At 51.7% G+C, this 11634-nt stretch carries 9 protein-coding genes; 7 read left to right on the top strand and 2 right to left on the bottom strand.

Annotated features, from left to right (window positions below):
* The first annotated feature begins 9 nt into the window (after positions 1 to 9).
* A complete protein-coding gene (locus tag D6694_03145) occupies positions 10 to 1911 on the top strand; it encodes a hypothetical protein (protein RMH46776.1) in 1902 nt (633 codons plus the stop codon).
* Between the two features lie 3 nt (positions 1912 to 1914).
* Here the strand turns inward: D6694_03145 and D6694_03140 are convergent, their stop codons facing one another.
* On the bottom strand, positions 1915 to 2874 hold the full coding sequence (locus D6694_03140; protein RMH46775.1) for a sensor domain-containing diguanylate cyclase: 960 nt from the start codon (positions 2872 to 2874) through the stop codon (positions 1915 to 1917).
* A gap of 90 nt (positions 2875 to 2964) precedes the next feature.
* Complete coding sequence (locus D6694_03135) at positions 2965 to 3921, bottom strand: porin (GenBank protein ID RMH46774.1); 957 nt, start codon at positions 3919 to 3921, stop codon at positions 2965 to 2967.
* A 329-nt stretch (positions 3922 to 4250) separates the two neighbouring features.
* On the opposite strand from D6694_03135, the gene D6694_03130 reads away from it, so the two are divergent.
* The 6 genes from D6694_03130 to phoR form a co-directional block, all read left to right on the top strand.
* Positions 4251 to 6461, top strand: coding sequence for an ABC transporter permease subunit (locus tag D6694_03130; GenBank protein ID RMH46777.1), 2211 nt, complete (start codon positions 4251 to 4253; stop codon positions 6459 to 6461).
* A 9-nt stretch (positions 6462 to 6470) separates the two neighbouring features.
* Positions 6471 to 8108 carry a phosphate ABC transporter permease PstA gene (pstA, locus tag D6694_03125; protein ID RMH46773.1) on the top strand — a complete coding sequence of 546 codons (1638 nt, stop codon included), beginning with the start codon at positions 6471 to 6473 and terminating at the stop codon, positions 8106 to 8108.
* 22 nt (positions 8109 to 8130) lie between these two features.
* Entirely contained in the window at positions 8131 to 8961 is an 831-nt protein-coding gene (locus D6694_03120) for a phosphate ABC transporter ATP-binding protein (protein RMH46772.1), read from the top strand.
* Between the two features lie 26 nt (positions 8962 to 8987).
* Positions 8988 to 9716 carry a phosphate transport system regulatory protein PhoU gene (phoU, locus tag D6694_03115; GenBank protein RMH46771.1) on the top strand — a complete coding sequence of 243 codons (729 nt, stop codon included), beginning with the start codon at positions 8988 to 8990 and terminating at the stop codon, positions 9714 to 9716.
* Between the two features lie 24 nt (positions 9717 to 9740).
* Positions 9741 to 10454, top strand: coding sequence for a phosphate regulon transcriptional regulatory protein PhoB (gene phoB, locus D6694_03110; GenBank protein ID RMH46770.1), 714 nt, complete (start codon positions 9741 to 9743; stop codon positions 10452 to 10454).
* On the top strand, positions 10451 to 11634 hold a 1184-nt coding region (phoR, locus tag D6694_03105; protein ID RMH46769.1), incomplete at its 3' end, for a phosphate regulon sensor histidine kinase PhoR. The genes phoB and phoR, both read left to right, overlap by 4 nt.

Genomic DNA, 11634 nt, shown 5'->3' with positions numbered 1-11634 from the left:
TTTACCAAGGTGCAGGAAGAAGGCATTGGTGATGTCCGGCTGGAAAACATTCAGCTTCAGGCAAATTTTCGGTCATCTCCTGCCATTGTGGAGTGGGTGAACGAATTGTTTGGCAAACTGTTCACGCCCAGCCGGCAATTGAGCTCGGATGCTGTGCGTTTTGCTCGTGCGATCCCTCAACTCTCGTCGGATGGGGAAGTCCGCATTCAATGGCTAGCGGCAAGCGACAAGCGCGACAATGAAACGGAATATGTTTATCAGGGCATTCAACGCACCCTCCGCGAAGGTGCTTCGAAAGGTCCTTCCAACGGCCCTTCGGTGGCGGTTTTGGCGCGCAGCCGCAATCATCTTGATGCCATTGCCCAGCGCTTGCGTCAAGAAAATGTGAAGTATCAGGCGGTTGAGTTGGCCTCGCTGATGGACAAGGCTCATGTCCATGATCTGGTGTATTTGATGCTTGCCATGCACCAGCCGGCCCATCCCGTTTATGTGCCTGCCGTGCTGCGCAGCAATTGGCTGGGTTTGAAAAGCACTGATGTTTTGGGGGTGATGACGGAAATTGCGCGTACGCATAAACCGTTTTGGCAAGCCATCAACACGGCCAGTTTGACCGACGATGGCCAGCACCGTGTGGCGGCTTATCGGGACGTTTTGGCAAACCTTCGGACATGGTTTGGTCGTGTGAGTTTGACGGAATGGTTGCAACAGGCGTGGCAGAGACTGGCTGGCGAAGCGATGTATGGTGGGGATGCCGAACAGGATTTGGTCAAACTCTTTACCGTTGTGGACAAGTTTGACAATGCTGGACGATTGGAAGATATCGAATCGTTTCTTGAGTCGATCAAGCAACTGCGTGCCGATGCCGGTCACAGCGATGCGAACGTCCATCTAATGACCATCCACAAGGCCAAGGGGCTTGAGTTTGATGAAGTGTTTGTCATAGGGCTCGACCGAGCGCCACGAAGCGGCGATAGTCCATTGTTCCTTTGGGAGCGGAATCGTCTTGACGAGGACTTGCCGTTGATGGCTGCCTCTGGTGGCAAGACTGGCGAAAACTCTGCGCTTTACGAATGGTTGAAGGATAAAGAAACAGCGGCCGACAGTGACGAAGCGTTGCGCGTGCTTTATGTTGCATGCACACGTGCCAAGCGAAAACTGCATCTTGTGGCGGAACTCCAGCTGAACGACAAAGGAGAGGTCGAGAAACTATCGACGCGTTCTTTGCTGGGACTGGTGCCTGAATTGCTTGCGTTGGGTAAGATGCCGAAACCACCCCAACAACCGAAAGATGCGCCGGAAGTGCGTTGGTGGCGCAATTTGGTTCGGATAAAAGTGCCGAAGTGTGAGTGTCCCGTGGCGGACATAGTGGCGTCTGAAGATCCACCTCAGCCGTGGCAATTAATGCCGCGTTTGATTGGGCGAGTGATCCATGCTGAATTGGAATTGGCCGTGCAACACTGGCCGGTCAATGAACGCTGGGCGGAAGCCCGATATGCTGCCCTACATAAGACATTACAAAGCGAGGGACTGAATGACGCACAAATTGAGTATGTGCTCGAGAAACTGTCCACGGTCATGGGGCGGCTGCCCAACTCAAAACTGGCCGAGCTATTGTCTACGGCCAAGCAGGTGTTGTGTGAGCCGCAACTGGTCAACCGGCAGGGGCATCGTGTGCGCTTTTATCAGCCTGACTTGGTCATTTTCCACGACACAAAGACCTATCTCATCGATTACAAAACCGCCGAACCCGATGCTTCTCAGTCCTGGGACGCATTTGTCCAGTCTCAGTTGGCGCGTTATCAGCACCAGCTAGAGGTGTATATGCATGTCGCTCGAAAGGTTGGCTGGCCAAGATGCCAAGGGGCGCTTTATTTCCCCTCTGAAGACAAATTTAGTGAATGGCTGACATGAAGATCACACCTTCGTCTGACGTGAACGTTTGTTCTGATACATGGCGTGATCGGTCGTCTCAATCAGCGCGAACAGGCTGACGTCTTGGTGCCCTGTATACTCGGCAATGCCAGCCGAAAAGGTGAGGGGAACACCTGACCCTGGCGTCTCGGGGCAAGGCGTGTTGGCAAGATGTTCGCGTATCCGTTGGATGAGGTGTTCTGCCTGTCTGGCGGATGTCCCCATGGAAAAAATCACAAATTCGTCGCCATACAGGCGAGCCGCAATGTCGGAGGTACGAATATGGCGCGATAACACTCTGCCGAAATGGGTCAACAAAGCATCGCCAGCTGGATGGCCGAATTGGTCGTTGACCTGCTTGAAGTGATCCAAATCCATAAAGATCAGCGAGGCTATTTGATGGTTTCGCTCGCACCACTCCAGCATTCTTTGCGCGTTGTTGAGAAAACCTTTCCGATTATAGAGTCCTGTAAGATCATCAATTTCAAGGGCTTCTGTGACCTGTATTTCTCGCTCTGCAAGTGCGCCAAATTCCTGGAATATTGTCATTTGTTGCGTTGACAATGGACGGGGCTGGATGTCGCATAGACAAAAAGTTCCTACCGGGATACCTTCCTTTGTGTGGAGCGGATAACCGGCATAAAAACGAATGTGCGGTGGATTGGCGACAAAAGGATTGTCTTTAAAAAGCGGATGTTTCGCCGCATCTTCGAGAATAAGCAGCTTGTCTCCAACGAGCGTGTAATTACAGATAGAGATGGTGCGCGGACATTCCTGGACACCGAGTCCAATTTCAGATTTAAACCATTGGCGCTGATCGTCGATCAGGCTGATATACGCCATGGGCACATCAAAGACCAGATGGGCCAACCGTGTTAGACGGTCAAAACGCTCCTCCGGCGGAGTGTCCAAAAGCCCAAGCGCGCGTAGTGCTTCCAGTCGTGTCTGTTCTTGTTCTGACATTAAAAAAATCAAAGGGAGATGACTTCTGACGATTAATTGTAGACGAAAAAAACGCCCGGCGTGGCCGAGCGTTTTTTGTAATGGTATGGCTTAGAACTTGTGCTCAACACCAACCGCAAAGAAAGTATCGTTGTCGCCTGTGGCACCGAGCTCTCCATCGGTGTACCAGACGAATACTTTTGTTTTCTTGCTCAGCTTGTGATCGAGCCCAAGTGACGTCATGGTGCTGTATTTGGTTTTAGCGCTCACGCCCAGTTGCCAGATGTCGGAGTCGGCATACTGCAATTTGAGGGTGTTACCACCGGACATTTTCATTGCGCCGCTCAGCACAAAGCCGTCCGCATCAGTGGTGCCATTGTCTGTGGTTTCCCACAACAGGCCAAATTGGAATTTGTCCATGTTGTATTGGCCCACGATACGAGTGGTATCGACCCCTTCGCCGTCAACATCAGTATCTTGCGCCAAGGCCAAATAGAGATCATTTTTGTTGTACGTGACGCTAAAAGACGTGGCGTCTGTGAGGCTGTCTTGGCCATTGGCTGGGTCTTCACCCGGGATCATCGCAATGTTGAATTGCAGTGCGCCACCAATTTTCGGTGTTGAATATTGCAGGATGTTGCTTTCGCGGTTTTCACCGTTGATCACATGCTTGATGTCGCCTTCGTAGTCGTTGAACAAGTCAATTTTCTTCTGGGCTTTTTTCATTGGTGTGTCGTGACGACCAACGAACACCGTACCAAAACCACCTTTTAAACCAACAACTTGGTTACGGGATTTCAGATGATCTTGGCTCGACTTTGATTTGTCTGTCACGTCCACTTCCCATTCGAGCTTGTAGAACGCTTCCAAGCCGTCGTTCAGTTTGGCTTTGCCTTTGATGCCGAAGCGCGAGGCATTGCTCTTAATTTCAGAAAAATTGTCGCCATTGGCCTCATCGACGGCCTGTACCGAAACATTGATTTTCCCGTACACGGTCAGTGCGTCATCGGCAAATGCGGCACCGGCCAAAGCGGCAAATACGGATAAAGCAATCGTTGTTTTCTTCATCAGTGTCACTCCTAACTGTTTATGTTGTGAAAATTTGCACCCTATATCAGGTAACCGAGCTTACGGTTGGCCCCAGTCTAGACAAATTATGTGACAGTTTTATTGCACTGACACATTCCCGCCTCTTAACTAACATCGCTGAAATTTCCGTGAAGCCAGCGAAGTCATACCCCTTCCTCGAATTAAACGTGCCTAACCTGTCACATTGTTGTAACATTTCGGCTCTACCCTACCGGCAAGGTTAACAGGCGAGTGTGCCGATGAGTCAACGCGACAATAAAATTGCCTCAAAAGACACCAAAAAAGCCATTGAACAAGTGCGCTCTGAAATGGCGAACGGCGGTCATTATAAGCAGCGTCGTTTGCTTGATACGTTGGCAAGACACGGGATCACTGCCGGTGGCATCGGTGTCGTGGTTGCCGTACTTTTGATCTTTTTCTATCTACTTTCAGTGGTTTTGCCAATTTTCGAATCTGCGCGCGTGGAGGAAGCAAAAACCACGGGTGTGGCCCTGCCAGCAGATGTGGTCTGGTTTGACAGTGAAGAGTACGGTGAGTTAGTGCTTGCCATTGAAAAGAATGGCTCCGCCACATTTTACCGTGTCCATGATGGCTCAGTCGCTGCACAGTCTCGCTTGCTTGATGATGGTCAGGTGGTGAAGGTGCAGCCGGTTGCTGGGCAACCCAACTGGTTAGCGGTCTTAAGTGATCGAAATGAAATTCGTCTGTTTAAACAGGTGTACCGCCTGTCTTATCCGAATGGAACGCGGGTCATCACGCCCAGTCTAGAGCCTGTGTTCGATAGTCGCTTAACGTTGTCGGTGGATGATGCACGCGTTGTCGCCTTTGCGGTGTTCGCAGACGAGGAAACGCTCAAGATAGCGTATGCTTTGCCTGATCAATGGATATTCCAACAATATCCGCTTGAGCAGGACTTTCTGACAGAGGCGCTTGAGGTCGCGATTGATGATGGCCAAAGGTGGCAGATACCGGCTAATAATCGAGCGTTTTCGATAGAGTTGGCCAGCGATGGACGATGGGTGTATCTCACTACAGAGTCTGGACAGATTCTTTTTTACGAATGGATCGACGCACCACCGAAATTTCTGGCGGCAGGGCAATTGGAAGGCGAACGTCGGCCTACGGCTGTTGTTTCATTGCTTGGCCACTATTCTCTGCTGGTGGGTGATGACAAGGGGTTCATATCACAGTGGTTCGGTTATCGTGAAAAAGAAAGTCAGCAGTTACGGTTGGCAAAAGTTCGCGAATTCAAATTGTATGACGCGCCGGTCATACGGATTTTGCCCGAGCGCCTTCGTAAAGGTTTCATCGCTGTCGATGCACGGAACCAGTACGGTATTTTCTATACCACCTCAGAACGCACTTTACTGAAAGGCAAGTTGCCTGCGGATGCGGCGAATGTGGCGATCAATGGGCGGTCAACCAAAATGCTCGTGGCCACGCCCGATACTTTGCATTTGTATCACGTGCATAACGAACATCCCGAGATTTCGTGGAAATCGCTCTGGCAGAAGGTTTGGTACGAAAGTTATCCGGAGCCAGCCTATGTCTGGCAGTCTTCGGCCTCAAACAATGACTTTGAGCCAAAATTCTCCCTCTCCCCTCTGGCCTATGGCACCTTGAAAGCCGCGTTTTACGCGATGCTCTTTGCGGTGCCCTTGGCTTTGGCAGGCGCCATTTACACAGCCTATTTTATGTCGCCGGGCCTGCGGCAAGTGGTTAAGCCGACGATTGAAATCATGGAGGCATTGCCCACTGTCATCTTAGGCTTCTTGGCCGGGTTATGGTTGGCGCCTTTTGTGGAGAAACATCTACCTGGCGTCATTGGATTTTTATTGATTTTACCATTTGTCACGCTGGCGACGGCAGCACTCTTTCGTGTCTTGCCGCAGCCATGGCAACGCATTTGTCCCGATGGTTACCGCCCACTGTTACTGATTCCTGTGGTCATCTTGACGGCTTGGCTGGCCGTGGGGATGAGCACGCACCTAGAGTTGTGGTTCTTTGGTGGTAACGCACGCATCTGGCTGCGTGATGAGCTAGGCGTCACGTTCGATCAACGCAATGCGCTGGTCGTTGGTATGGCCATGGGCTTTGCGGTCATTCCGACGATCTTTTCGATTGCCGAAGACGCAGTATTTAGTGTCCCCAAGCATTTGGTCAGCGGTTCCCTTGCTTTGGGGGCCACGCCGTGGCAAACCATGGTGCGCGTTGTGTTGCCAACCGCCAGCCCGGGGATTTTTTCGGCGCTAATGATTGGTATGGGACGCGCCGTTGGTGAGACCATGATTGTATTGATGGCGACCGGCAATACACCAGTGATGAACATGAACATCTTTGAAGGCATGCGTACGCTGGCGGCTAACATTGCGGTCGAGATGCCCGAGTCCGAGGTCGGCAGCTCCCATTTCCGGGTGCTGTTTTTAGCCGCGTTAGTGTTGTTTGCGTTTACCTTTGTGGCGAATACGGCAGCCGAGTTGGTTCGGCAGCGGTTGCGCGAAAAATATAGCAGTTTGTAAGGGGTGGATATGAGCACGCCGAAACATCACAAGGGCGATTTTTGGGTTTGGCTTAATGCGTTGGGCGTAGCGATCTCACTACTCATGGTCATTGGCCTGACGCTGCACATTGCCTATAAAGGGATTACCCATTTTTGGCCCAAGCCCATTGAGCAAGTGACTTACCAAAAGGACGGCCAGAAGGTCACGATTCTGGGCGAGCGTATGGATGACGAACCCCTGTTTGACGAAAATGGCAATGTGATCGAAGGTGAAGAACAGATTCTTTACAAGATCGGTAACCGGAAGCTCAATGGTTTGGATTTTCGTTGGATTAAAGCGCATGCCATTGTTGGCGAACCGAGTTTTCCGGCTGAGGCGACGGTGTTTGAGCGACTCGAATGGGGCAATGCATACGGCTTTGTGAAGGCCGTATTAGAAAATGGTCAACCGGTGGTGGACGATGCCAGCCCCAATTTGATGTCGGAGTTGGCCAAGCGCTATCAACGTGCTCGTGAGCTACATGAGCAGATCATCGACATCGAAAAGGATGATATTGGTGCGATTAATTACCGCATGGAGCAACTTCGTTTGGCGCAGCGTCGTCTCGAACTTGACGGAGAAGACACTCCGGAAGCGCTCGCGAGTATTGAGCGTGAACGCCAAGATTTACAAGCACAGTTCGCTGAATTGAAAAAAGAATTGACCCGTCTTAATCAAGCGGCTGCTCGCGATACCCTAGTGATCCGTCTAGCGGATGGTCGCGAGAGCCAGTTTCCTTTGGTGCAGGTCGTTCGTTACTATCAGCCGAACCAGCTTGGTATGGCGGGCAAAATTGGCGTATTTTTGGATCGCATTTGGGAGTTCTTAAGTGACGATCCACGTGAAGCCAACACAGAAGGCGGCGTCTTTCCTGCTATCTTCGGTACGGTATTGATGGTCATCCTCATGTCGATAGTGGTGACACCGTTTGGTGTGATTGCCGCAGTGTATTTGCGCGAATATGCGACACAAGGTTGGTTGACCCGTACGGTGCGGATTGCCGTCAACAACTTAGCGGGTGTGCCATCCATCGTCTATGGTGTCTTTGGTCTCGGCTTTTTCGTTTACTTTCTCGGCGGGAACATCGACGATCTCTTTTTTCCGGAAGCCGCACCATCGCCGGTATTCGGGACGCCAGGGCTTTTGTGGGCATCACTCACGCTCGCGCTTTTGACCTTGCCAGTGGTCATTGTTTCCACGGAAGAGGGTCTGACCCGGGTGCCGAAAGCAGTCAGAGAAGGGAGTTTGGCTTTGGGAGCGACTAAGGCGGAAACGCTATGGAAGACGGTCCTGCCAATGGCTAGCCCTTCCATCATGACGGGGGTGATCCTCGCCATTGCCCGGGCAGCGGGCGAAGTGGCACCTTTGATGCTGGTGGGCGTGGTGAAACTGGCGCCAAGCTTGCCGCTGGATGGTAACCCGCCATTTTTGCATCTTGAGCGGCAGTTTATGCATCTTGGCTTCCATATCTATGACGTTGGTTTCCAAAGCCCCAATGTGGAAGCCGCGAGACCTTTAGTCTATGCCACTTCGCTGTTGTTGCTGGCGGTCATTGTCTTGCTGAACTTAACTGCGATACGCATACGCAATCGACTGCGCGAAAAATACAAGGCGCTTGAGCATTAACCATCGGGCGGAGATGAATTCCATGACTGAAAATTTCCATGAAGTAAAACCGGAAGATGTACAGGCCATCTTACAAGACAAGCAACCGGAACCAGTTGAGAAGACGGCCATTGAGGTGCGAGATCTCAACTTATGGTACGGCCAAAAGCATGCCTTGCATAACATCACTTTCACCATTCCGGAGAAAAAGGTCACCGCGTTCATTGGGCCGAGTGGTTGTGGCAAATCGACCTTACTGCGTTGTATGAATCGCATGAATGACTTGGTCGATGGCGTAACTATTGAGGGTGAGATTCGTATTCACGGTCAGAATATTTATGCGCCGGATACTGACGTGACGGCCTTGCGTCGCCGCGTTGGTATGGTGTTCCAAAAACCAAACCCATTTCCCAAGAGCATTTATGAAAATGTCGCGTACGGTCTGCGCTTACAGGGCATCAACAAACGCCGTACTTTGGATGAAGTGGTCGAATGGGCGTTGAAAGGGGCCGCGCTCTGGGATGAGGTGAAGGACAGACTCCATGATTCTGCCTTGGGTTTGTCCGGGGGTCAGCAGCAACGACTGGTGATTGCACGCGCCATCGCGGTACAACCAGAGGTTTTGCTGCTTGATGAGCCGGCTTCTGCACTGGATCCAATTTCAACTCTGAAAATCGAGGAGTTGATACAGGAGTTGAAAGACGATTACACCATTGTCATCGTCACCCATAATATGCAGCAGGCGGCCCGCGTATCGGACTATACTGCTTTCCTATATATGGGCGACTTGATTGAATATGGGGAAACCAACCAAATCTTTACCAATCCCCAGAAGAAACGCACAGAAGATTACATCACAGGACGGTACGGATAATGGCAAACGGGTGAGGTGATAACACAATGGATCGAAAAGAAATCACACAACATATCTCACAGCAGTTTAATGAAGAGCTTGAAGATCTGCGTGAGAAAGTTCTGAGCATGGGTGGTCTGGTCGAAAGTCAGCTTCGCCAAGCCCTGACAGCGTTGCAAAATTTTGATGGCACACTGGGCGAGACCATTATCGAACAGGATAAATTGGTCAATGGTCTGGAAGTCAAGATCGACGAAGAATGCACACAGATTTTGGCGCGCCGGCAACCAGCCGCTGGCGACTTGCGATTGATCATTGCCGTCATCAAAACGGTGACTGATTTAGAACGGATCGGTGATGAAGCAGAAAAAGTCGCGAGAATGGCGGTGGAGTTGTCCGAAGCGGACAAGTCGACGCTGCCTTCCAAGGCCCAAATGATGGCATTGCAAAACCTCGGTGAACATGCGCTGCGAATGGTAGGCGAGAGTTTGGATGCGTTCGCACGCATGGATGTGGAAGCGGCCATTGCCGTGGCGCGCCAAGAGAAGGAAGTGGATGATGTCTACCGCGGCTTGGCTCGTCAGCTTGTTACATACATGATGGAAGATCCGAGAACCATTTCGAGCGTGCTCGATATCACGTGGGCTGCACGCGCCTTGGAGCGGGTCGCCGACCATGCCAATAACATTGCGGAGTACACAGTGTATTTAGTCAAAGGCAAAGATGTGCGCCACGTATCAATGCAACAGTTAGAGAAAACTGTTCAAGAAAAGTAATGCAAGCGTAAAAGGACATCTGCGATGGCCGCACGGGTGTTGATGGTGGAGGATGAAAAGCCGGTTCGCGATATGTTGCGACTGGTGTTAGAGACAGAAGGGATGCACTGTGAGGAAGCTGGCACAGCGGAGGCTGCCTGGTCGATGCTGGATCATTGGCAGGCTGCTGGCGAGCCGTTACCAGATGTCATTTTGCTTGACTGGATGCTGCCCGGCGCTTCGGGATTAGAAGCGGCAAGACGCATCCGAAAAAATCAGGCGCTTGCGCAAATTCCGATCATCTTTCTGACCGCGCGCGATCAAGAGGACGACAAAATTCGTGGGTTGGAGGTCGGTGCGGATGATTATATCGTCAAGCCGTTTTCACCACGCGAGCTCGTGGCACGTATCCGAGCGGTGATGCGCCGGGCTGGCCATGAGGCCAAAATGGATGTTGTGGTGGTGGGAAGAGTGTGCCTGGATGAAGGTGCACATCGTGTCTCGGTAGAGGGACAGATGATAAAAATGGGGCCGACCGAATTTAAACTCCTGCACTTTTTGATGCGACATCCTGATCGGGTCTTTTCGCGGACGCAGTTATTAGATGCCGTGTGGGGCCGGCAGGTGATAGTGGAAGAGCGAACAGTGGATGTGCACATTCGGCGACTTCGCAAAGCATTGGCACAAGCAGGCGCCGACAAGCAGGTCCATACGGTTCGTGGGGCAGGGTACCGGTTTTCAGCTGAGGCACATGCATGACCAGTGAGACGCGATGGATGATCAGTCAACAGTGGATGCTGTTGCTGTTCCTGCTGGCGTCAGGTTATGTGTTAGGTGGTTTTTTGGGACTCGGACTCGAAGCGGTCATTGTCACCTTACTTGGATTTTTTCTCTGGCATTTCTGGCAATTCGTCAAGTTGTACGATTGGTTATCGGATGGCCGAAAAAAATCAGTGCCAGAGGCCGGTGGTCCGTGGTATCGAATTTTCGATGAGCTGCACCGCTGGCGCCGCCGGGCCAGAAAGGACCGTAAACGATTTCTCGACATTATTGAAGAATTTCGAACTTCTACTGAAGCGCTGGCCGATGCCGTTGTGATTTTGTCTCCCGACAATGCCATTATGTGGGCAAATCAGGCAGCAAAAGAATTGCTAGGCATTGATCGAAGATATGACGCAGGCACACGCATTACGCATTTGCTGCGCACACCGGAATTTGTCCAGTACATGCAGCGAGAGGCATTTGAGGAGCCTTTTGAAATGTCGGCGCCTGCTATGCCGGACAAGCGCTTGTCGATACAGGTCACCCCGTATTTACAAGGCCAAAAGCTTGTGGTGGCGCAGGATGTGACGCGTTTACATCGGCTTGAGCAAATCAGAAGAGATTTTGTCGCCAATGTTTCGCATGAACTCCGCACGCCCCTGACGGTGTTGAACGGGTATCTTGAGTTGCTATCAAGCCATGACCGGTTGAGTACTGACCAAATGGCGCAGGTTGTCCACAATATGACGGCGCAAGCCAAGCGCATGCAGGCCATTGTCGAAGACTTGTTGCATTTAGCACGACTTGAAAAAAGCGGTGCTGCGCGTCCGGTCAGTGGGTGGGATGTGACGTCGGCTTTGGCGCAAGTCAAACAAGAAGCATTGGCCTTGTCGGATGGCAAACATGACATTCGATTGCAGATAAAAGGCAAGACTCGCGTCAGAATAGAAGAGCGGGACATCTACAAGATCTGCTCCAACCTGGTGTCGAATGCCGTCCGCTACACTCCGGCAGGTGGGCGGATTGATCTTATTTGGGAGGCCGACTCGGCCGGGGGCAACTTCAGTGTGCGCGACACTGGTCCCGGGATTTCGTCCACCGACATCCCACGTCTGACGGAGCGTTTTTTCCGTGTTGATGATGGCCGGTCACGTGATACGGGCGGAACAGGGTTGGG

The organism is Gammaproteobacteria bacterium (assembly GCA_003696665.1).
In the GTDB taxonomy this organism is placed as follows: domain Bacteria; phylum Pseudomonadota; class Gammaproteobacteria; order Enterobacterales.
The sequence above is the reverse complement of the archived record's forward strand: the minus strand, read 5'-3'. Positions and strand labels throughout refer to the sequence as shown.

Excerpts from the sequence above, each read along its gene's own strand:
- phoU (RMH46771.1), top strand. The coding sequence starts at position 8,988 with ATGGATCGAAAAGAAATCACACAACATATCTCACAGCAGTTTAATGAA.
- D6694_03135 (RMH46774.1), bottom strand. The coding sequence starts at position 3,921 with ATGAAGAAAACAACGATTGCTTTATCCGTATTTGCCGCTTTGGCCGGT.
- D6694_03120 (RMH46772.1), top strand. The coding sequence starts at position 8,131 with ATGACTGAAAATTTCCATGAAGTAAAACCGGAAGATGTACAGGCCATC.
- D6694_03140 (RMH46775.1), bottom strand. The coding sequence starts at position 2,874 with ATGTCAGAACAAGAACAGACACGACTGGAAGCACTACGCGCGCTTGGG.
- pstA (RMH46773.1), top strand. The coding sequence starts at position 6,471 with ATGAGCACGCCGAAACATCACAAGGGCGATTTTTGGGTTTGGCTTAAT.
- phoB (RMH46770.1), top strand. The coding sequence starts at position 9,741 with ATGGCCGCACGGGTGTTGATGGTGGAGGATGAAAAGCCGGTTCGCGAT.
- D6694_03130 (RMH46777.1), top strand. The coding sequence starts at position 4,251 with ATGGCGAACGGCGGTCATTATAAGCAGCGTCGTTTGCTTGATACGTTG.